Source organism: Clostridioides sp. ZZV14-6150 (assembly GCF_020657875.1).
Classification (GTDB): domain Bacteria; phylum Bacillota; class Clostridia; order Peptostreptococcales; family Peptostreptococcaceae; genus Clostridioides.
In genome coordinates this window covers 259,110-282,297 of the sequence record NZ_JAGWDA010000001.1, presented here as the reverse complement: position 1 = coordinate 282,297, position 23,188 = coordinate 259,110, and the positions used below count along the sequence as shown (strand labels likewise).

The following is a 23,188-nucleotide window of genomic DNA, read 5'->3' as shown; positions in this document are numbered from 1 at the left end:
TTACTCAAGGAGGATTTTTAGTCATGGGAAAAATAATAGGAATAGATTTAGGAACAACAAATTCATGTGTTGCAGTATTAGAAGGTGGAGAAGCACAAATAATAGCAAATAATGAAGGTATGAGAACTACTCCATCAGTAGTGGCATTTACAAAAGATGGTGAAAGAATAGTTGGAGAACCTGCAAAAAGACAAGCAGTTACAAATGCAGATAAAACAATAACTTCAATAAAAACTCACATGGGAACTGATTACAAAGTAAATATAGATGGAAAATCATATACTCCACAAGAAATATCAGCAATAATATTACAAAAATTAAAATCAGATGCAGAAAGTTACTTAGGACAAACAGTAACAGAAGCAGTTATAACAGTTCCAGCGTACTTTACAGATGCTCAAAGACAAGCTACTAAAGATGCTGGTAGAATAGCAGGGTTAGATGTTAAGAGAATAATAAACGAGCCAACAGCAGCTGCACTTGCTTATGGTATGGACAAATTAGACCAAGAAAAGAAAATATTAGTATTTGACTTAGGTGGAGGAACTTTTGACGTATCTATACTTGAAATAGGTGATGGTACTTTTGAAGTTTTAGCTACAGCTGGTAACAATAGATTAGGTGGAGATGACTTCGACCAAATAGTAATAGACTATTTAGCAGATGAATTCAAAAAGGCTGAAGGTGTAGATTTAAGAAATGATAAGATGGCTCTTCAAAGATTAAAAGAAGCAGCAGAAAAGGCTAAGAAAGAATTATCATCAACAATGAATTCAAACATAAACTTACCTTTCATAACTGCTACAGCAGAAGGTCCAAAACATTTGAATATAGATTTATCAAGAGCTAAATTTGAAGAATTAACTAGAGGTTTAGTTGAAAAAACTATGGAACCAACTAAGAGAGCTTTACAAGATGCAGGACTTTCTACAAGTGAAATAGATGATGTATTACTAGTTGGTGGTTCTACAAGAATACCAGCAGTTCAAGATGCTGTTAAGAAATTTATAGGAAAAGATCCTCATAAAGGTATAAACCCAGATGAATGTGTTGCAGCAGGAGCTTCTATACAAGCAGGCGTTTTAGCAGGAGATGTTAAAGACTTATTACTACTAGACGTTACTCCATTATCTCTTGGTATAGAAACTATGGGTAATGTAATGACTAAGATAATAGAAAGAAACACTACAATACCAACTAAGAAGTCACAAGTATTCTCAACTGCTGCTGATAATCAAACAGCTGTTGATATACATGTACTTCAAGGTGAAAGAAGTATGGCTTATGACAACACAACTTTAGGAAGATTCCAATTAACTGATATACCACCAGCACAAAGAGGAATACCTCAAATAGAAGTTACATTTGATATAGATGCAAATGGTATAGTTAATGTTTCAGCTAAAGATTTAGGTACAGGAAAAGAACAAAAAATAACTATAACGTCAAACACTAATTTATCAGAAGCAGATATAGAACAAAAAATAAAAGAAGCTGAAATGAATGCAGAAGCTGACAAACAAAAGAAAGAGAAAATAGAAGCATTTAACCAAGCTGAATCTACTATATATCAAACTGAAAAAACTTTAAATGAACTTGGAGATAAAATAAGTGCAAGTGATAAAGAAGATATAGAAAAAGCAATAGCAGACTTAAAAGTTGTAAAAGACAATCAAGATGCTACAGCAGAAGAGCTTAAGAAAGCTACAGAAGAAGTAATGACTAAGTTCCAAAAAGTATCTCAAGAAATGTACCAAAATGCAGCACAAGAACAGCAAGCAGCCCAAGGTGCAGAGCAAGCTCAAGATAATGGACCTAAAGATGACAATGTAGTAGATGCTGACTTTAAAGAAGTAGATGAAGATAAATAAGCTATATAATATAACATCAAATGATAATTGAAGAATAGATTATTTATGAAAATCATATAGATATTAAAGATATATGGACAATATACATCATAAAGAATATAATATATCATAGATTATATAACTTAAAGTAGAATATAAGAATTAATGATAGCTTGTAGTTTATTATTCTACAAGCTATCATTTTGTAAAATGAAGGTGGTGTCAATTTTTGAGTACAAAAAGGGATTATTATGAAGTCTTAGGTATCAGTAAAGGTGCAGAAGCTCAAGAGATAAAAAAAGCTTACAGAAAGTTAGCAATGAAGTACCATCCAGATAGAAACCCTGGTGATGAAGAGGCTGAGGAAAAGTTTAAAGAAATAAATGAAGCTTATGAAGTACTTTCAGATGATACAAAGAGAAAGACTTATGACCAATTTGGACATGATGGGCTAAATGGTCAAGGAGGCTTTGGAGGCCAAGGTGGATTTAATGGCCAAGGCTTTGGTGGATTTGAAGATATGTTTGGAGATATATTTGGCGACATGTTTGGAGGAGGCTTCGGAGGTGGAAGACAAAGAAGAAGAGGTCCTCAACGTGGTGCAGATATAAGACAAAATGTTACTATATCTTTTGAAGAAGCTGCATTTGGTAAAAAAATGTCTATAAAGTTAAATAGAAGTGAAGAATGTGATGAGTGTGATGGAACTGGAGCAAAACCAGGAACATCAAAGAAAACTTGTTCAACTTGTAATGGAACTGGTCAAGTTAGAACTGTTCAAAGAACTCCATTTGGAAATATAGCAAGCTCAAGACCTTGTAGTACTTGTAATGGAACTGGAGAAGTAATTGAATCTCCTTGTAGCAAATGTCATGGAACTGGAAATACAAGAAAAGTTAAGACTATAGAAGTAGATATACCTGCAGGTATAGATGATGGTCAAATGATAAAACTTGCTGGTCAAGGTGAAGTGGGAGAAAAAGGTGCTCCAAGAGGAGACTTGTACATTGTAGTTAATGTAAAGTCTCATCCACTGTTTACTAGAGATGGAAATGATATTTACTTTGAAATGCCAATTACATTTGTTCAAGCAACTTTAGGTGATGAGATAGAAGTACCTACTTTGGATGGAAAAGTTAAGTATAGTGTGCCAGAAGGAACACAAACTGGAACTGTATTTAGACTTAAAGAAAAAGGAATTCCTAGAATTAGAGGTAATTCAAGAGGAGACCAATATGTTAAAGTTGTAGTCGAGATTCCTAAAAAATTAAATGATAAGCAAAAAGATCTATTAAGAGAATTTGCGAAGGAGTGCGGGTCGAACGTCCACGAAAAGAAAAAAACATTCGGACAGAAAATAGAAGATATGTTTAAGAAAAAGTAGTTAAAATAGCCAATATAATGTAATCATATTCTTTAGAATCTAAATTATTTAGTTATAAGATTTTGAATTAATATAATATGATTTTTATATTGGCTATTTTTAATTTTATAAATATATAAAAATAGTTTTTATTAAAAAAAATAAAACTGAATATAAATAATTTTCTGAAAAATGCTTGTCCCTACATATATAATATGCTATAATATAATCAAATAAGAGAAAGGGGTGATTCCAGTGGGAACGGATGTGGCACAGCCAAATGATGAAGAAAACTCAATTATAATCTATGAAATAAAGTTAGATGCTTTTAGTGCTATATTAAGTACTGGAAAAACTCAAAAGCTGGGATAATTATTGGAATTGCCTAGACTTAAAATTTTGGTAGTAAAGTAGTCATATTGTATAGCCAAAGCATCTAAGTTTTAAAGTTATTTGTAAGAATTAAAACTTTTGCAAATTGCATATTTGCTTATAATTTAGTTAGAAAAATTTACGTAAAAAATTGCTTTCGATATGTGCATGTGTAAAGAAATATGTATGTATGGTTAGGTAATAGGCTAGATATGTATGTAAAGAAATATGTATTTAGTCAAATATATGTATATGTAAAGAAATATATATTATGTGTATAAGATTTTTAGTATAGATTGGTGAATAATAAAAGCAACTTATTATGTTATGGAAAACTAATTTATGTTTGTAAAAAATATATTTAAGATTTGGTTGATATATAGTTGCAAAAATATTGTTTAGTACAAAAAAATAAGTCAAGATAAGAGTTTAAAATAATTGATTTAAATATAGTTTGTTTTGACATCTAATAAATTGAAATAATTTATAAAAATAGACACCTTCTCATAGTGAAAATATACTATGGGAAGGTGCTTTTGTTTTGTATTAAAGATATTATTAAAAATTTGCATGGTTTTACATTTTAATATAATATAAACATGATAAAATATATATATTAATAAAATTTAAAAGAGAAAGGTGAAAAAGATGTATTATATAGGTGTAGACATTGGAGGAACAGGCATACAAGCAGGTGTGGTTGATAATCAAGGAAAGATACTTTTTAGAACAGAATGTAAAACTGTGGTTAAAAAGGGCTTTGAAGGAATACTAGATGATATAAAAATAATGATTGATAAACTGTTAGAAGAAAACAATCTAAATATGAAAGAGATAAAGTCTATTGGATTTGGAGTACCTGGGTTTATAAATAAAAAAGGTTTAGTAACTTGTGTAAACTTAAAATGGGATGGAGAAAGTTTTGAGAATGAACTAAAAATAAGGTTTCCAAATGTTGAAATTCATGGAGAAAATGATGCAACAGTAGCAGCACTTGGAGAATCAAAGTTTGGAAGTATGAAAGGTGCAGATGTTGGAGTTTTATATACTTTAGGAACTGGAGTAGGTGGAGGAATAGTAATTAATCAAAAAGTTTTTTCTGGAGCACATGGATTAGGCTCAGAAATAGGTCATCAAGTAATAGGAGAAAACTATTTTGATTGCAATTGTGGAAATAATGGTTGTGTGGAAACTTTTTGTTCAGCAACTGCCATTATAAAATATTCTCAAAAACTTATACAAGAAGGTAGAAAAAGCAGGATTTTAGATTTAGCAGAAGGAGATTTAGAAAAAATAAATGCAAAGATGGTGTTTGATGCATATAGAGAAAACGACATAGTTGCAATTGAAGTAATAACTAGATTTAAATCTTATTTAGCAAAAACATTTGCAAATACAATAAATACATTAGACCCAGAAATTATATCAATTGGAGGAGGCGTTTCTAAAGCAAGTGATATAATACTTGATGGGATAGAAGATTTGGTAAGAAAATACATATTGTACAAAAAAGAAGATATAGCAAAAATTGTATGTGCAACTTTAGGTTCAGACGCAGGGATTATAGGAGCTGCTTTTTTATAAGGGAAATGAATTGCTTATTGGAGGCGTGATATATGGGTAAAACAAACACTAGAAGAACACTTTTTTTGATAGCAATAGGTTCAGGAACTATGCTGAATCCTCTTAATTCTTCTATGATTTCACTTGCTTTACATAGTATACAAAATGATTTTCATATTAGTTTTACAACTGTATCTTGGATTGTTTCAGCATTTTATTTAGCTAGTGCTATTGCACAACCAGTTTCAGGTAAGATAGGAGACTTAATAGGTAGAAAAATCTTATTTTTGAGTGGTTTGATACTGGTAATTTTATCAGCATCTATAGTATCATTTGTTCAATCATTCTTTATATTGATTTTTATAAGAGTAATTCAGGCAATTGGAACAAGTACCCTATATCCATCTGGGGTTGCTCTTATACAAAATAATATAAAGGAAAGACAATCTTCTGCCTTAGCAGTCCTAACCATTTTTGCTTCAACTACAGCAGGATTAGGTCCAACACTTGGGGGATTATTGTTGGATTTAGGAGGATGGCATGCTATATTTCTCATAAATATACCTATTGTTGTGGTTTCTATATGTTTAGGATATTTTTTATTTCCAAAAGAAGCAAAAGAGAAAAAAGGTGTAAAGGAGACTTTAAAAAATGTTTTATCAAGATTAGATATTATTGGTATACTTCTATTTTCAATTGCTATGATTTTTTTATTACTATTCTTGCTATCTATGAAAGAGTCTTTTAATTTAGAACAACTTGTATTAGGTGTAATATTGATATGTCTTTTTATTTGGCATGAGCTGAGAACAAAATTACCATTTATAGATATTAAACTATTTGTAAATAACCCTAAATTGTCAAAGGTTTACTTACAGTTTATTATATTAAATTTCTTTAATTATATTTTGTTTTTTGGTCTTCCTAGTTATTTTCAAGATGCATTACATTATAGTGCAAAAGCAACTGGTCTATTTATGTTGTTCATGTCTGGTATAGGTATATTTATATCTCCATTGACTGGAAGATGGATAGACAAATCTGGAACTAGATTGCCTCTTATGATGTCATCAATTTTTATGCTGATTAGTGCAGTACTTCTTTCAGTAATTTTTGTTTATATACCAGTAATAGGTAAGGGAATTATTTTATCATTAGCAGGTGTTAGTTATGGAATTGGTAATGTAGCATTACAATCTTCAATGTTTAAAGAAAGTCCTCCTGAGAGCATAGGTACAGCCTCTGGTCTGTTTCAAACTAGCCGTTATTTAGGTTCTATTTTTGCTACTGTACTACTTGGAATGGTATTTGAAGCAACCATAACATCAGGACAATTTAAAATATTAGGATATGTTATGGTGATTTTAGGTACAATAAGTTTTTTATTGAATTTTGTTTTAAAGAAAGAATTAGGAAAAGTAAGATAGTGGATTTATTTAATAGGTCTAGTATTTAATAAATTTAAAAATACTATTTGCAAAATATGACTGATTGGATATTCATAAACTTGAAGTACAGAATACTTTATAGGTATACAATATTTTGAATTAAAATTAAGCAGAAATTTGAACTAATATACAAAATTTCTGCTTAATTTAGTAGTTAAATTTTTTTATATAGAAAATAAGATTTTACACTTAGATAAAAAATCATTGCATTCTCAAAGTTTTTTAAATCAAGGTTGAGTATTTCATTAATTTTTTCTAGCCTATACACCAGTGTATTTCTATGTAAAAACATATCACTAGATGTTTTAGAGATGTTTAAGTCATTATTTATAAATTTTATTCCTGTAGATAGAAGCTCTTCATCAATAGATTTTATCTTATTGAAGTCTATCAGTCTATTAAGTACATCGTCCTTGTTAATTAAGTCTAAAGTTTTATATCTAATAAGGTCAAATAAATTTAAAAATTTATCTTTAGCATTATCTTTTACAATATGAGATAGTAAATCAGAGCATAACTGTAATCTAAAATTAAAATCAGATTTGTTATCTAACTCACCAAGATAAAAAATATAAGTACTTTGATAAGTTTCAGTTTCAATTATATTTTGTGTAGTTACATTAATATCTAAGTTATATTTAGAGTTTACTACAAAAAAACTACTATGTTGCATTATATTTATATCATCATATAAGTTATAAAAAATACCTTTTAAATATTCAAAATCTATATGTGGCTGATAAATTAAATAAAAGTGACCATTTAGATTATCTAAGTTATTTTCATCTAAAAAATCAATAACATAAACAGTATCATTAAAAGTAACTAAATGACTATTGGCATCTAAACTTTGATTTTTATAAGGGTAAATATTTATTTTTTTATTGAGTTGTTTTTCAAAAAAACTTTTCAAGTCTTCCATAAAGTCTCCTTAGAAATAAGATTATACTCTTATCTTATAGCTAAGTCAGTTTCTTTGTCAAATAAGTGTATTCTATTATTATCAACTGAAAGTGTTAAGTTATCACCAACATCAACTCTATTTTTGCTGTCAAATCGAATTGTTATTGTATTTACATCTAATTTTAAATGAGCATAAGTCTCTGCTCCCATAAGTTCTTTTATTTCAACTGTTGACTTAAAGCAAGTATCTTGATTAGCTTTAATAAAAGTATCTTCTATATGTATATCCTCTGGTCTAATACCCATAATAACTTCTTTTCCAATATAGTTGTCTTTTATTAAATCATAGTGTTTTTCTCTATTTAATTTTATCTTAATGTATTCGTTTTTAGCATATATTTCTTCATTCTCTTCTATCAATGTCACATCAATAAAATTCATCTGTGGAGCTCCAATAAATCCTGCAACAAACACATTAGCTGGATAGTCGTATACATCTTGTGGAGTTGCAATCTGTTGTACCACTCCATCTTTCATTACCACTATTCTATCGGCCATAGTCATAGCTTCAACTTGGTCATGTGTTACATAGATGAATGTAGTTCCAAGTTGTTGATGTAACTTAGTTATTTCTGTTCTCATGGCAGTTCTCAGTTTTGCATCCAAGTTAGATAGAGGTTCATCCATTAAGAATACCTTAGGGTTTCTAACTATTGCACGTCCTAGAGCAACCCTTTGTCTCTGACCTCCAGATAATGTTTTAGGTTTTTTATCTAAAAGAGGAACTAAATCCAATATTTTAGCAGCTTCTTTAACTTTTTTATCTATTTCATCTTTTGGCATTTTTCTAAGTTTAAGTGCAAATGCCATATTTTCATAAACAGATAAGTGAGGGTATAAAGCATAATTTTGAAAAACCATTGCTATATCTCTATCCTTTGGTTCTATATCATTGACAAGTTTATCTCCAATATATAATTCTCCAGAAGATATTTCTTCAAGACCAGCAATCATTCTAAGCGTTGTCGATTTACCACAACCAGATGGGCCTACTAAAACAATAAATTCCTTGTCTTTAATATCTATATTTATATTTTTTACTGCATTAAATCCATTAGAATAAAGTTTTGATATATCTTTTAATATTACTTCTGACATTATAGTTCTCCTTAATAATTTAAATTTTAATTATATAATATCAGATGATTTTATTGTAGGAAACATATAAAATAACTAAAAATTTTTGTTTAAAATGTACATTTTGGTGATTTGTATGTAATAAATATAATGCTCACTGTTTAAAATGCATTTAGGAAAAAGTATAATCAAATAAAGTGCTAAAAATAAGCTAGACAATTTATTATAAATTAAGTAAATTTACTATAATATAGATATAAACTAATAAAAAATTTATAAAACAAAAAAGTATGATATTTATGATATAATAAAAGTTATGGAAAAATAGGAAAATTAATATAGAAAAGAGAGGTAAACTTATGAATAATTGGATAGAAGTAACTATAAAAACAACAACAGAAGCAGTTGAAGCAATAACAAATATACTATATGAACAAGGAGCTGGAGGAGCTGTAATAGAAGACCCAAAAGATTTCTTATTTCAAAAGAAAAATGAATTAGATTGGGATTATGTAGAAGAAGAAGTATTTAAAAAGAACGAAGAAGAAGATGTATTAATAAAGACTTATGTTTCAGAAGAAAAAAATGTGATGGAATTTGTCGAAATTATAAAACAAAAAGTTTTAGGCTTAAGAGATTTTGGTATAGATATAGGTGAAGGAAGTGTGTCACTAGACCAAGTAAATGAAGCTGATTGGGCAAATGCATGGAAAGCATACTATAAACCAACAAAAGTAGGACAAAGGGTAGTAGTAAAACCTACATGGGAAGATTATAATATGCAAGAAGGGGATTTGATAATAGAACTTGACCCTGGTATGGCTTTTGGTACAGGAACACATGAGACTACTAGTATGTGTATTAGAGAATTAGAGAAATATGTAAATAAAGATTCTAAAGTATTTGATATTGGCTGTGGTAGCGGAATTCTTGCAATAGCAGCAGCTAAATTAGGGGCAAAAGAAGTTGTAGCTGTAGATTTAGACGAAGTTGCAGTAAAAGTTGCAAAAGAAAATGTGCTTGAAAATAAAGTTGAAGAGAATGTATCTGTAATGCATGGTAATTTAACAGATGTAATAAAGGATAAAGCTGATGTTATAGTTGCAAATATAATAGCTGATATAATAAAAATACTTGCAAAAGATGTACAAAATTTTATGAAAGAAGATGCTATATTTATATCTTCAGGTATAATTTTGGACAAAGTAGAGGAAGTTAAAGAAAGTTTAATCGAAAATGGATTTGAAATAGTTGAGGTTCAAAAACTAGGCGAATGGTCGGCAATAGTTTCTAAACTTAAAAAGTAAAAGGCAGGGTGGAGTGTAATGGATAGATTTTTTGTTGAAAAAAATAATATAAATTTACAAGACAAAGCCTGCATTATAGAAGGTGAAGATGTAAAACATATTTCAAAAGTTTTAAGGTGTAAACTAGGGGAAAAACTTGAGATATGTGATAAAGATAATAATGAGTACATTTGTGAGATAACAAATATAGAAAAAAATATGGTTAATTTAAAAATTTTAGAAGAAGTTGATATAAATAGAGAATCTAAACTGAGGGTAAAGTTATATCAAGGTCTTCCAAAAGCTCCAAAGATGGAAATGATACTTCAAAAATTAACTGAAGTTGGTGTAGATGAAATAATATTAGTTCAAACTAAGAGAAGTGTTGCTAAAGTTGATGATAAAAAAGAAGATAAAAAATTTGAACGTTGGGAAAGAATAATTTATGAAGCCGCAAAGCAAAGTAAAAGAGGTAAAATACCAAATTTAAGAGGTGTTTTAAGTTTCAAAGAAGCTTTAGAAGATATGAAAAAAAATGATGTAAATATCTGCCCTTATGAAAATGAAAGAACTGTCTCAATAAAACAGGCACTTAAAAGTTGTGATTCTAATATAGATAGGGTTGGAATTTTTGTAGGTCCAGAGGGTGGTTTTGCTGAGGAAGAAATAGAACAAGTTCAAAAAAATAATTGCAGCATTGTATCATTAGGACCTAGAATATTGAGAACTGAGACAGCTTCTGTTGTAGCATCAACAATAGCTTTGTATGAGCTAAGTGATTTAGGAGGAGAATAATAAATTGAAAAAAGTAGCTTTTTATACACTTGGGTGTAAAGTCAATCAATACGAAACTGAAGCTATGCTAGAACTATTTGAAAAAGATGGATATGAACAAGTTAATAGTGAAGAATATGCAGACGTTTATGTTATAAATACATGTACAGTAACTCATATGAGTGATAGAAAATCTCGTCAATATATAAGACGAGTTAAAAAGAAAAATTCAGATGCAATAATAGCTGTTGTGGGATGCTATTCGCAAGTATCGCCAGAAGAAATTTTGGATATAGAAGAAGTAAACCTAGTCATGGGTACAAATGATAGAAGAAAGATTGTTGAAGAGATTAGAAAGATAGATGCAAGTAAAAAAGTTAGCACAGTTGATGATATAATGAAGGTAAAGGCATTTGAAGAAATAGAAATTAGTCAGACTAATGGAAAGACTAGAGCATTTATGAAAATTCAAGATGGATGTGACAGATTTTGTACCTATTGCATCATTCCTTATGCCCGAGGACGTGTTAGAAGTAGGGATATTGATAGTATAGTTGATGAAGTGAAAAAATTGGCTAAAAATGGCTATAAAGAGATTGTATTAACAGGAATACATGTAGCATCTTATGGAAAAGATTTAAAAGATAAGAATATTAAACTTCTTGATGTAATAAAACAAATAAATGAGATAGATGCAATAGAGAGAATTAGACTTAGCTCTGTTGAACCAATTTTGTTTACTGATGAATTTGTGAATGAAGTTTTAAAGATGGAGAAGGTTTGTCCTCATTATCATCTATCACTTCAAAGTGGATGTGATGAAACTCTAAAAAGAATGAATAGAAGATATACAACTTTAGAGTATAAGACTATTGTGGATAGATTAAGAGATAAAATGCCAAATGTAGCAATAACTACAGATGTAATAGTAGGTTTTCCAGGAGAAACAAATGAGGAATTTAAACAAACATACGAGTTTTTAAAAGATATAGAGCTTTCACAAATGCACATTTTTAAATATTCGCCAAGAAAAGGAACTCCAGCTGCAACTATGGAAAATCAAATTGACCCTCAAATAAAACACTTTAGAAGTGAACAACTTTTAAATTTAAGCAAAGAAAACTTTAATAAGTTTGCAACTAAATTTATTGGCAGTGAATTAGATGTTTTATTTGAACAAAATATAGAGGGGAATAAGTTTGAGGGACTAACTTCAAATTATATAAGAGTTGTTGTTGAAAGTGACAAAAACATACAAGGTCAGATATTAAAAGTAAAAATAAATGATGTAAAAAATGAATATGTAGAAGGAATTTTGCTATAACATGTAGAAATTATAATATTTATAAGATAGGAGGTGGAAGGAAATGGATTGTATATTTTGTAAAATAGCGAACGGAGAAATACCTTCAACTAAAGTTTATGAAGATGAAAGAGTATTGGCATTTAATGATTTGAACCCAGTTGCTCCATATCATATATTAGTTGTACCTAAAAAACATTATGATAGTGTAATTGATATTCCTGATATAGAAATGGATATTGTGTCACATATTCATGTTGTTATTAATAAAATAGCTAAAGAGAAAGGTTTTGACCAAACTGGATTCAGAATCATAAATAATTGTGGAAGCGATGGAGGGCAAGAAGTTAAGCATTTGCACTATCATATTTTAGCAGGTAAAAAGCTTCCTAATTACGAAGCAGAACAAAACTAAACTAAATTATTGAAAAATTGAGTTCCTTCTTGATAAAAATACTTGATAAAAGTAAAAATTTAGTTTATAATAAACAAAGTGTTAGGTTGTAATGCATATTATGCAAAAAGAACATAGTTACAGTCCCAGCATAATTGCGCTATTGGAGGGAGGGAAAAAGAAATGTCAGAAGTAAGAGTTAGAGAAAATGAAACATTAGACAGCGCTTTAAGAAGATTTAAGCGTCAATGTGCAATGTCTGGCATCATGTCAGAAGTAAGAAAAAGAGAGCACTATGATAAGCCAAGCGTTAAGCGTAAGAAAAAAGCTGAAGCAGCAAGAAGAAAAAACGCTAAAAAATAGTAGTAAATAAGAATAAAGAGGTGAAGGGGATGTCCCTTAAGCAAAAGTTACAAGAGGATTTGAAATCTTCGATGAAAAACAAAGATACAGTGAGAAAATCTGTAGTAACTTTAATAAGAGCTTCCATAAAGCAGTATGAAGTTGATAATAGAACTGAACTTAATGAAGATGGAATTATCGATGTAATAGCAAAACAATTAAAGCAACGTAGAGATGCATTAGTTGAATTTGAAAAAGCTGGAAGAGAAGACTTAATAAAAGAAACAGAAGCTGAAATTGAAGTTTTAAAAGAGTACCTACCTCAACAATTAAGCGAAGAAGAGTTAGAAGAAATTGTAAAATGTACTATATCTGAAGTAGGAGCAACATCTATGAAAGATATGGGAAAAATAATGTCAGTTATTCAACCAAAAGTTAAGGGTAGAGCTGATGGAAAACTTATAAATAAGTTGGTAAAACAAAACTTACAATAGATTGATATAGCCTAGAGAGAAATCTCTAGGCTTTTTATAATTTTTGAGAATAACAAGTCATATCTAAGCATATCTATAATCAAAGAAAATTTTGAAAGAAGGGGAAAAATTTGATTATATCGGTAAAGGAAATTAGAAATTTTTTGATAAACATATCAATACCATTAATAATAGGTTATTTAAGTAGTATTTTGACCATGTTGATTAGTGGAACAGATATTTCAACGTACTATTTACAACTTACAAAACCAAGTTTTGCACCACCAGCTTTTATCTTCCCTATAATTTGGACTATATTGTACATATTGATGGGTATATCTTCATACCTAATATTAAAAAAAGGTTACAACTTGCCTAAAGTAAGAGATGCAGTATTTTATTATGGATTACAACTTGCATTAAATTTTGTCTGGAGTATATTATTTTTTGGATTTGGACTTAGATTTACAGCTTTAATAGACATCATAATAATGATTATGGTTTCTATAGTAGTTATTTTGAAATTTTCTAAAATAGATAAGAGAGCTGGATATATAAATTTGGTTTATCTAATGTGGTTGGTTTATGCTGGATTTTTGAATTATTTTATATGGTTTATTAATAAATAGAATGTAAAGGTTTTGTAAATTACCCCGTACTTTTAATAATATCATATCAAATAAAAAATAAATAGACTATTAAAAATAATCATTTTCATATACAATTATATTAATTTAAATATAATAAATGTATCAAAAATATATTTAAAGATGAACATATTAAAGTATTAGAATTGGAAAGGCTCGAAGGGAGAGGTTTTTATGCAAATAATAGTATCTGGGAGACAAATGAAATTAACTGACGGAATAAAAGGATACGTAGATGGAAAATTAAGTAGGTTAGAAAAATACCTTGATCCTGAATCAGAAGTGAAAGTAACAGTAAGTGCGAAAAAGGATAGACAGAAAGTGGAGGTTACAATAATTCCTATTAGTGGTCAAATAATAAGGGCAGAAGATGTAGAAGAAGATTTATATGCAGCAATTGACATTGTTTGTGACAAATTAAGTAGACAAGTTGTAAAGTATAAGACTAAGGTTAAAGACAAAGTTCAAAATAATAAGAGCATAAGATTTGAAAATATTGACTTTATAGATAATAGTGGCGAATTTAATGATTATGATTATGATGATGAGGAAGATGAAAATATAGTTATAGAAAGAAGAAAGAAATTTAATGTAAAACCTATGAGTTCAGAAGAGGCAATTCTTCAGATGGAGTTGGTAGGACACAATTTCTATATGTTTAGAAATCAAGATAATTTTGAAATAAATATAGTATATAAGCGTAAAGCAGGTGGATATGGTTTAATAGAGCAAGACTAATAAAAAAATTGTATACTTTTTAGATTTTATATAAAAAAAAGTAAAAAGGTAATCATGTTGATTTTTATCAATATGATTACCTTTTTCTTGTTTAAATAATATATTAAATATTAGGTATTTACTGTCTAAAAAATTTTAAAACTACTCCATGATAGTATCAATAAAGTGCATAAATACCTATTTTAAGCATAAAATTAATTAAGGGGGTAATGCTCATGTTAGAAATATCCACTGATTTACAAGTAAATCAACCAGTTGTTACTGTTACAAGTAATACTTTTATGAGTATAGAAAATTATCTATCAATACTAGAATATGAAGTTGATTTAATAAAAATAAAGACTAAGGTAAAAACAATTAAAATATCTGGGGATAAACTTTCACTTAAGTATATTACTGACAGTGAGATAGGTATAAAGGGAATTATATACAATGTGGAGTATGTTGATTAGGAGGAGATACACTTGATAAGTTTTATAAGGGGATACTATGTTATAGTTGTGGAAGGAGTAGGGCTTGAACAATTTTTAAATCATCTTATAAGAAACGGGATAAATGTTTACAATGTAACTAGAATAAAAAATACTAAAATCGAGTTTAATATAAATAGACAAGATATAAAAGAATTTAAGAATATTTATAGAGGGAGTAAGTTTGATATTAAGGTAAAACAAAAAACAGGAGTTCCTTTTATTATTAAAAGAATTTATAAGCACAAAGGTATGTGGATTTGTGCTATTGTTTCTTTACTTTTATTGATGTCAACATCACAATTTGTAACGGATGTGTATATACAATCTCCAGAAGGTATAAAAAAAGAAGCTCTTAGAAGTGAACTTTATAAAGTTGGAGTGAGACCAGGAGTATACAAAAAGAGTGTTGATAGAAAAGAAGTTAGAGACCATATGATGTCAAAATTTAATGATGTTGCATATTTATCTATTAATGTAAAGGGAACCAATATATTTGTTACTGTTACAAAAAAGGCTGAATCCTTAAAATCTACAGACCAATCAAATTATTGTAATGTAATTGCTTTAAAAAATGGTATAATAGAAAAGGTAATCCCTAGAAGTGGTAAATCTGTTGTTAAATCTGGAGATATAGTCCAAAAGGGAGATGTCTTACTAAATGGTGCTAATACAAAATCAATACCAGAAGTATGGGCAAGTACTTTCTATGAATCTACTAAAAAGGCAAGCTATGTAGATACTGTAAATAAAAAAACTGGAGAAAAGAAAAAAGTACACACAATAAGTTTTTATGATAAAGAATTTACAATTAGAAAAAATATAAAATATAAGAATTATGTTGTTGAAAATAAAGAAAAAAGACTTTCAATGGGAGACTATACTTTCCCTATAAAAATAAAGACGAGTACTTTTTATGAAACCAAAAAAGTTGAAGTGAAAAAGAATAAAGAAGAGTTGAAAAAAGAACTATCTGAAAAAGCTTTAAAAGAATTAGAATACATAATACCAGCTTCGGCTAGAATAATAGATGTAAAACATAGCTATAAGGTTAATAAAAATATGTTAGAATATTTAATAACAGTTCAAACTAGTGAAAATATCGCTAAAATTTATCCTCTTAGTAAATCAGAGGCAGAAAGATTTATAAAGGAAGATAGTAAACCGAAAGAAGGAGAAGAGGAAGTTCCTTCTAATCCACAAAAAAGACCCATAAATGATATAAGAAATGAGTTTAATGAGGATAATAAAGATAATAACGACCAAAATAATTCTGATGGAAATAATAGCAATCAAAATAGTAACAATAGTCAAAATAATAATAGTAACAACAATTAATAAAATTTAACCTAAAACTTGAGGAGGATTAATTCAATTGATAATACAAAAAAAATTTACAATAGCAGATGGCAATTTTGAAAGAGAGTTATTTGGCAACTTTGATGAAAATGTAAAATTAATAGAGAAAACTTTAAATATAGATGTAATACTTAGAGAGGGTAATATAATTTTAATAGGAGAGGAAAAAAATGTAGATTCTGCATTAAAACTTATGAATGAATTGCATCAAACTGTATCAAATGGTAAGCATTTAGATAAACAAAGCATTTCTTATTCATTATCTCTTTTACTTGAAGGCAGTGAGCAAAAGATAAAAGAACTTGAAGGTACAATTGTTATAACTCAAAGAGGTAAAGCTGTTCAACCTAAAACTTTAGGGCAAAAAGAGTATATAAAGCTTATAGAAAATAATGATATAACTTTTGGTGTTGGACCGGCTGGAACAGGAAAGACTTATCTTGCTGTGGCTATGGCAGTGAAAGCTTTTAAAAGAGATGAAGTTAGTAGAATTATACTTACAAGACCAGCAGTGGAAGCTGGAGAAAGTTTAGGATTTTTACCAGGAGATTTAAAAGATAAAGTCGACCCATATTTAAGACCATTATATGATGCATTATTTGAAATGTTGGGTGCTGATAAGTTTAATAAATATTTAGAAAGAGGTACTATAGAAGTCGCACCACTTGCATTTATGAGAGGTAGAACTCTTGACAATTCTTTTATAATATTAGATGAAGCTCAAAATACAACTTCTGAGCAAATGAAAATGTTTTTAACTAGATTAGGATTTGGTTCTAAGGCTGTAGTTACAGGTGATATAACACAAACAGATTTGCCACAAAATAAAAAAAGTGGTCTTATACAAGCTACAGAGATTCTTAAGGGCGTTCAAGGGATAGGCTCTATAATGTTAACAGACAGAGACGTTGTAAGACATGAGTTAGTACAAAGAATAATAAGAGCTTATGAGAAGCATGATAAAAAAGAAGAATTTAAAAAAGAAGAGCGCAAAAAAATGAAAATACAGGAAAAGACTTTCAAAAGAAAGTAAAAGTGTAGTAATATAGATGTATAGCATTATTAATGAATAAAAAGTAGGTGTAATTAATGGATTTGATATTAGATGATAGACAAGATAAATTAGAAGTAAATGAAGAACTAATAGAAAAAATAAAAGATATAATTTTAGAGTGTTTGGATTATGAAGGATATGATGATAATTATGAAGTGAGTCTTTCTTTTGTAGATAATAAAGAGATTCATGAATTAAATAGAGAATATAGAGGGGTTGATAGACCAACTGATGTTTTATCATTTCCTCTTTTAAGTGATGATTTTGAAGATATTGAATTGGAAGAAGAATCTTTAGGAGATATAGTAGTATCTCTTGAGAGAGCTTTAGAGCAAAGCATAGAATATAATCATAGTTTTGAAAGAGAAGTATGTTTTTTAATATGTCATAGTATGTTTCATCTTTTAGGGTATGACCATGATACAGATGAAAATACAAAGGAAATGAGAGAAAAAGAAGAATACATATTAAATAAGTTAAACATAACAAGGGAGTAATTCTTATGAAAACAGGAAAAACTCGTCAAGGTATAATTAAAGCTTTTAACGCAGCTATAGAAGGAATATTATATACATTTAAATTTGAAAGGAATATGAAAATACATTACTTAGGTTCAGTTGCTGTGCTTATAATAAGTTTATTTTTTAACTTTTCAAAATTGGAAATGATAATGTTACTTATGTCTATCTGTTTAGTTGTAGTTGCTGAGATGTTTAATACAGCTATAGAAAAAGCAGTAGACTTGGTAACTGATGAATATCATGTACTTGCAAAAATAGCAAAAGATGTTGCAGCAGGTGGTGTACTAGTAGCAGCATTAAACTCAGTGGTGGTTGGATATATTTTATTTTATGATAAATTGACAGATATATCTGGGATTCTAATTTATAAGATAAGAGAATCAGAACTGCATATAACCTTGATATGTATATTATTGGTTCTTATAGCTGTAGTAGTAGTAAAAGCATTGACTTCAACAGGGACACCTTTAAAAGGAGGTATGCCAAGTGGTCATGCTGCTTTAGCATTTGCTATAGCAACTGCAATTACGCTTATGACAGAAAGAGTAGTTGCATCTACTCTTGCATATATAATGGCTGTATTGGTTGCTCAAAGTAGGATTGAGGGAAAAATACATACATTCTGGGAAACTATAGCAGGAGCTTTGTTAGGCGTGTTAATAGCAATATTAGTATTTCAGCTTGGAATGTTTTATAATTAAAATGAATGTACATAAAATATTTAAAATGAAACAAATCTGTGATAATTAAATTTTTATGATATAATGTAGAGTATTAAATAAAAAGAAATTCTAATAAGTGTATACAGGAGGAGATGTTGTGGACAACATAGAATTGTTAAAGTTGGCAGAAGATGCTAGACAACATTCTTATGCTCCTTACTCAAGTTTTAGAGTGGGTGCAGCTCTTTTAACTAAGAGTGGAAAAGTTTATACTGGATGTAATATAGAATGTGCATCATTAGGTGGAACAAATTGCGCAGAAAGAACAGCTATTTTTAAGGCTATATCAGAAGGTGACAAAGATATATATAAAATAGCTATAGCAAGTGATAACTCAGAAAATAATGAGCAAACATATCCTTGTGGAATATGTAGACAAGTAATTATAGAGTTTGGTTCTGATATAAAAATAATAACAGGATATACTAAAGGAGAGGTGTTTGAGCATGATATAAAAGATTTGCTACCAAACTATTTCTCTGGAAATGATTTAAAATAAATTAAAAAATTAAAATGAATTTAAAGTAGTTAAATACAAGAAGGTAAAAGTTAGGAGACAGTTAATGTTCAAATCAGGATTTGTCAGTATAGTAGGTAGACCAAATGTAGGGAAATCTACTTTAATGAATAATGTAGTAGGGGAAAAGATAGCTATAATGAGTGATAAACCTCAGACTACAAGAAATACAATACAAGCAGTCTATACAGATGAAGAAACTCAAATAGTATTTTTAGATACACCAGGTATTCACAAACCTAAAAATAAATTAGGTGAATTTATGGTAAAGGCAGCAACAGAAGCTTTTAAAAATGTAGACTTAATATTATTTGTAGTTGATGACTCTAAAAAAATAGGTCCTGGAGACAGAAAAATAATAGAGGATTTAAAATCTGTTAAGACACCAATAATTCTAGTTGTAAATAAAATAGACCAACTAGGCCAAAAAGATGAATTGTTTGATATAATAAAAATGTATGATAGAGAAGGTATTTTCAAAGAGATAGTACCAATATCAGCATTAAAAGGGCAAAATACAGATACTTTAATAAAAGTTATACAAAATTACTTAGAAGAAGGACCAAAGTATTTTCCAGATTATATGATTACAGACCAACCAGAGAGAGTATTAATAGCAGAACTTATAAGAGAAAAAGTTCTTCATTATCTTAATGATGAAATACCTCATGGTGTAGCTGTTGAAATTGAAAAAATGAAAGCAAGAAATGATAAAGAAATAGTAGATGTATCTGCTGTAATATATTGTGAAAGAGATTCACATAAGGGAATAATAATAGGAAAGAATGGTAGGAAGCTAAAAGGAATAGGTAAATCAGCAAGACAAGATATAGAATTACTTTTAGGTTCACAAATAAATCTCCAATTATGGGTTAAGGTTAAAGAAAATTGGAGAAATTTACAAAATTATATAAATAATTTTGGATATAATGATAAATAAAGGTGGGTTATATGGATAGGAAACTGGATGCTTCCCAAGATTTATTATATGAAGTAAAATCATTAATTGATAATAATAAAGTATTGGAGTTAAGAGAATTAATAGAGGAATATCATATAATTGATATATTCGATATAATGGAAAATTTAGAGGAAGACATGAAAATTCAACTGTTTGAAGTACTTCCTCTGGATATGGCATCTTCTATATTAGAAGAAGGTAGTGTAGAGTTTTTTATTAGTATTTTATCTAAGTTAGATGTAGAACACGCAAAAAACATACTTGAACTTATGTCTCTTGGAGATATGGCAGACAAACTTAGTGAGCTTGAAGAAGAAGAAAGAGAACATATAATAAATCTTTTAAATCAAGAAAACGCTGACTATGTAAAAGAATTATTATTCTATGATGAAGACTCTGCAGGTGGAACGATGACCACTGGATATATTTCTATAAATAAAGATATGACAGCTCTTGAGGCAATAGAACATATGAGAGAAGAAGCTGATGAAGCTGAGACTATTTATTATATATATGTAGTTGATGATGAAGAAAAGCTAGTTGGAGTATTATCGTTAAGAGAGTTAATAATAGCGAGAGATGCAAATATAGTAGAAGACTTAATGAGTGAAAATATAATCTCTGTTTATGTAGATGAAGATAGAGAAGAAGCAGTTAGGTTAGTATCGAAATACAATTTAATAGCAATTCCAGTAGTAGATAGACAAGAAAAGCTAAAAGGGATAATAACAGTAGATGATATAATAGATGTTATGGAAGAAGAAGCAACTGAAGATATGTATAAATTTGCAGGAAGTTCAGAGCATGAAAGAGAAGTGGCTGAAAAGGACAATCCTACATTAAAAGAGCAGACAATATCAGCTCTTAGAGGTAGACTGCCATGGTTAATTATTACATTAATTGGAGGTCTATTAGCTTCTTTAATACTTTCTAATTTAGATTATATAATGAATCCTATATATGCTCCGTTGGTATTTTTTATACCTGTAGTAATAGGTATGGGTGGTAATATTGGAACACAATCATCATCTGTTACAGTAATAACATTGTCTAACAAAGATTTGAATTTTAGCAATGTAGTAAGAGAAGGTATTGTAGGAATTATTACAGGCCTTTTGTGTAGTATAATAACAGGTATTGTAATTTACTTTGTCATGAAAAAATTAGATATTGTATTAATTGTTTCAATATCATTATTTATAAATATGGTTTTGGGTGCAACGATAGGTGCATTTATGCCTGTTTTATTAAAAAAGATGGATGCAGATCCATCTACAGTTTCATCACCAATTATATCTACAGCGCTTGATATAACTGGTATAGCAGTTTATTTTATAATAACGACAGCATTATTGTCAAAAATTGTTTAATAACTTTATGTATGATTTATCCTCTTCTTACTAAAAATATAAGTATAAATGTAAGAAGGGGGTTTTTTAAAAATGAACAATATCAGTTGGGAAGTTTTTAAAAAAACAGGTAGTGTAGATGCATATCTATATTTCTGTGATTGCAAAAACCTAAGTGAAGAAGTCGAAGAAGTAAGGGAGAAAAAAGAAGACGATGATAATCCTGAACACCCAGGGGATAGTACTTAAAGCTATAAGGTACAAGGAAAGTGATATAATACTTACTCTGTTTACGAGAAAGCTTGGAAAAGTATCTGCAATAGCAAAAGGAGCCAAAAAAAATAAGAGCTCTTTACTTTCATCATCACAGTTATTTTCTTATAGCAATTTTACTTTAAAAAAACAAGGAAATATGTACAAGGTTACCCAAAGTGAAATCATAAAAAGTTTTTATAATATATCCTACGATATAGAGGCATTTTCTTATGCTACATATATTACAAAATTAGTTGAAAATTCTATACTTGAAAATCAAACTAATAATAGGTTATTTATATTACTTGCACAGACGCTGTATTTATATACACAAGAGAATACAGATAATAGATTTGTAACAGCTGCATTTGAGTTAAAGTTCTTGGACTATATAGGATTTAAACCGATAGTAAATAAATGTATTAATTGCGGAAGTAAAATTTTGCAAAATTCTATGTTTAATATTTATGAAGGTGGTATACTATGTAGTAAGTGTAATACACTTTTTGATAATAATATAAAATTGGATTTAACAACTGTTAGTCTAATGGAATATGTATTAAGGAATGATATTTTAACATGTAGCAAAGCTAAAGTATCAAAATATATAACACATGAACTCGAAAATATACTAGAAAAATATTTGAAGGTTTATGTTGATAATATTAATCTAAAATCATTACACGTATTGCAAAGTGTAAAAAATAATAAGGGAGTGGATAATAATGAGTAGTAATATAACTATTGAAATGGTTGATTCAGTCTTTGAAAGAGTTCCAGGAGCAACTTATGCAGAAGCAAAAGAAGCATTAGTGGAATGTAATGGAGATGTAATTGAGGCAGTAATATATTTAGAAAATAAAAAGAATACTTGTAATTGTAAAGCTAAATCTGCTAAAGAAACTATGGAAGAAGTATTTGGTAAAGATGGAGAAAATATAAAATATCAATTAAAAGAACTTCTTAAAAAAAGTAGTGTTGTAAGAGTAATAGTTGAAAAAGATGGAAAAACTATGATGAATATTCCTTTAACAGTAGGAGTTGTTGGATTAGCTTTTGTACCATTAGCTACTCTAGTTGGTTTATCAGCAGCTGTTATAAGTAAATATCGTATAAAAGTTCAAAATGAAGAAGATGGTGAAGTTGTAGACTTAGGTGAATTAAATGAAGAAAAACTTCATGCTTTGAAGAATATGATAACTAATGCAGCTAAAGATGTAAAAGATGTAGTAGTTGATAAAAAAGAAGATGATAAAGACGTAACTGCTGATCTTATGAAAGAAGAATCTGAAAAGAATAATGAAAACGAAGACGAAAATAAATAGATATAAAGTGACTTTTAAAAAATGAAAAGAAGATAATTATAAGAATTATCACTAACATTGAC

At 28.8% G+C, this 23,188-nt stretch carries 25 protein-coding genes; 23 read left to right on the top strand and 2 right to left on the bottom strand.

The annotated features are described in order from the left end of the window. Positions 1-23: 23 nt before the first annotated feature. The 4 genes from dnaK (at position 24) to KGF41_RS01270 (ending at position 6,575) form a co-directional block, all read left to right on the top strand. Entirely contained in the window at positions 24-1,871 is a 1,848-nt protein-coding gene (gene dnaK, locus KGF41_RS01285) for a molecular chaperone DnaK (protein WP_227828207.1), read from the top strand. A 208-nt stretch (positions 1,872-2,079) separates the two neighbouring features. Further along, positions 2,080-3,234, top strand: a complete 1,155-nt coding sequence (dnaJ, locus tag KGF41_RS01280; RefSeq protein WP_227432574.1) for a molecular chaperone DnaJ — start codon at positions 2,080-2,082, stop codon at positions 3,232-3,234. 999 nt (positions 3,235-4,233) lie between these two features. Then, positions 4,234-5,169, top strand: a complete 936-nt coding sequence (locus KGF41_RS01275; RefSeq protein WP_227856278.1) for an ROK family protein — start codon at positions 4,234-4,236, stop codon at positions 5,167-5,169. Positions 5,170-5,201: 32 nt separating this feature from the next. Next, positions 5,202-6,575, top strand: a complete 1,374-nt coding sequence (locus KGF41_RS01270) for an MFS transporter (RefSeq protein ID WP_227856277.1) — start codon at positions 5,202-5,204, stop codon at positions 6,573-6,575. A gap of 175 nt (positions 6,576-6,750) precedes the next feature. On the opposite strand, the gene KGF41_RS01265 is transcribed toward KGF41_RS01270, so the two are convergent. Beyond that, positions 6,751-7,518, bottom strand: coding sequence for a PucR family transcriptional regulator (locus tag KGF41_RS01265; protein ID WP_227842142.1), 768 nt, complete (start codon positions 7,516-7,518; stop codon positions 6,751-6,753). A 29-nt stretch (positions 7,519-7,547) separates the two neighbouring features. Beyond that, on the bottom strand, positions 7,548-8,657 hold the full coding sequence (locus KGF41_RS01260; protein WP_227828211.1) for an ABC transporter ATP-binding protein: 1,110 nt from the start codon (positions 8,655-8,657) through the stop codon (positions 7,548-7,550). A 338-nt stretch (positions 8,658-8,995) separates the two neighbouring features. Here KGF41_RS01260 and prmA point away from each other — a divergent pair, with 338 nt between their 5' ends. The 19 genes from prmA (at position 8,996) to KGF41_RS01165 (ending at position 23,126) form a co-directional block, all read left to right on the top strand. Beyond that, complete coding sequence (gene prmA / locus KGF41_RS01255) at positions 8,996-9,943, top strand: 50S ribosomal protein L11 methyltransferase (protein WP_227828212.1); 948 nt, start codon at positions 8,996-8,998, stop codon at positions 9,941-9,943. Between the two features lie 18 nt (positions 9,944-9,961). Continuing rightward, complete coding sequence (locus tag KGF41_RS01250; protein WP_227828213.1) at positions 9,962-10,717, top strand: RsmE family RNA methyltransferase; 756 nt, start codon at positions 9,962-9,964, stop codon at positions 10,715-10,717. 4 nt (positions 10,718-10,721) lie between these two features. Further along, positions 10,722-12,020 (top strand): tRNA (N(6)-L-threonylcarbamoyladenosine(37)-C(2))-methylthiotransferase MtaB, encoded by a 1,299-nt coding sequence (gene mtaB / locus KGF41_RS01245; RefSeq protein ID WP_227856276.1) that lies wholly within the window; start codon positions 10,722-10,724, stop codon positions 12,018-12,020. A 43-nt stretch (positions 12,021-12,063) separates the two neighbouring features. Next, a complete protein-coding gene (locus KGF41_RS01240) occupies positions 12,064-12,414 on the top strand; it encodes a histidine triad nucleotide-binding protein (protein WP_227432586.1) in 351 nt (116 codons plus the stop codon). Between the two features lie 162 nt (positions 12,415-12,576). Next, entirely contained in the window at positions 12,577-12,756 is a 180-nt protein-coding gene (gene rpsU / locus KGF41_RS01235; protein WP_003416618.1) for a 30S ribosomal protein S21, read from the top strand. A gap of 29 nt (positions 12,757-12,785) precedes the next feature. Then, entirely contained in the window at positions 12,786-13,229 is a 444-nt protein-coding gene (locus KGF41_RS01230) for a GatB/YqeY domain-containing protein (protein WP_227828215.1), read from the top strand. Between the two features lie 110 nt (positions 13,230-13,339). Further along, positions 13,340-13,837, top strand: coding sequence for a TspO/MBR family protein (locus KGF41_RS01225; RefSeq protein WP_227828216.1), 498 nt, complete (start codon positions 13,340-13,342; stop codon positions 13,835-13,837). Between the two features lie 192 nt (positions 13,838-14,029). Then, positions 14,030-14,593: a ribosome hibernation-promoting factor, HPF/YfiA family gene (gene hpf / locus KGF41_RS01220; RefSeq protein WP_227828217.1), complete on the top strand. Its 564-nt coding sequence runs from the start codon at positions 14,030-14,032 to the stop codon at positions 14,591-14,593. A 215-nt stretch (positions 14,594-14,808) separates the two neighbouring features. Further along, a complete protein-coding gene (locus KGF41_RS01215; protein WP_227432590.1) occupies positions 14,809-15,045 on the top strand; it encodes a YabP/YqfC family sporulation protein in 237 nt (78 codons plus the stop codon). Positions 15,046-15,057: 12 nt separating this feature from the next. Further along, the gene (gene yqfD / locus KGF41_RS01210) at positions 15,058-16,401 is read left to right on the top strand and encodes a sporulation protein YqfD (RefSeq protein WP_227828218.1); all 1,344 of its coding nucleotides are present in this window, start codon (positions 15,058-15,060) and stop codon (positions 16,399-16,401) included. Between the two features lie 37 nt (positions 16,402-16,438). Then, a complete protein-coding gene (locus tag KGF41_RS01205) occupies positions 16,439-17,455 on the top strand; it encodes a PhoH family protein (protein WP_227482837.1) in 1,017 nt (338 codons plus the stop codon). 56 nt (positions 17,456-17,511) lie between these two features. After that, complete coding sequence (ybeY, locus tag KGF41_RS01200) at positions 17,512-17,973, top strand: rRNA maturation RNase YbeY (protein WP_227828219.1); 462 nt, start codon at positions 17,512-17,514, stop codon at positions 17,971-17,973. 5 nt (positions 17,974-17,978) lie between these two features. After that, positions 17,979-18,698 carry a diacylglycerol kinase gene (locus KGF41_RS01195; protein WP_227828220.1) on the top strand — a complete coding sequence of 240 codons (720 nt, stop codon included), beginning with the start codon at positions 17,979-17,981 and terminating at the stop codon, positions 18,696-18,698. Between the two features lie 118 nt (positions 18,699-18,816). Next, positions 18,817-19,218 (top strand): cytidine deaminase, encoded by a 402-nt coding sequence (locus tag KGF41_RS01190; RefSeq protein ID WP_227432595.1) that lies wholly within the window; start codon positions 18,817-18,819, stop codon positions 19,216-19,218. 64 nt (positions 19,219-19,282) lie between these two features. Beyond that, positions 19,283-20,176, top strand: a complete 894-nt coding sequence (gene era / locus KGF41_RS01185) for a GTPase Era (protein WP_227828221.1) — start codon at positions 19,283-19,285, stop codon at positions 20,174-20,176. Between the two features lie 11 nt (positions 20,177-20,187). Next, positions 20,188-21,567 (top strand): magnesium transporter, encoded by a 1,380-nt coding sequence (gene mgtE, locus KGF41_RS01180; RefSeq protein WP_227842148.1) that lies wholly within the window; start codon positions 20,188-20,190, stop codon positions 21,565-21,567. A 72-nt stretch (positions 21,568-21,639) separates the two neighbouring features. After that, positions 21,640-21,795, top strand: coding sequence for a YqzL family protein (locus KGF41_RS01175; protein WP_227828222.1), 156 nt, complete (start codon positions 21,640-21,642; stop codon positions 21,793-21,795). Further along, a complete protein-coding gene (gene recO, locus KGF41_RS01170) occupies positions 21,761-22,534 on the top strand; it encodes a DNA repair protein RecO (RefSeq protein ID WP_227840734.1) in 774 nt (257 codons plus the stop codon). The genes KGF41_RS01175 and recO overlap by 35 nt, the downstream gene beginning before the upstream one ends. Continuing rightward, positions 22,527-23,126: a DUF4342 domain-containing protein gene (locus tag KGF41_RS01165; protein WP_227842150.1), complete on the top strand. Its 600-nt coding sequence runs from the start codon at positions 22,527-22,529 to the stop codon at positions 23,124-23,126. Before recO ends, KGF41_RS01165 begins: the two co-directional genes overlap by 8 nt. Positions 23,127-23,188: the final 62 nt, after the last annotated feature.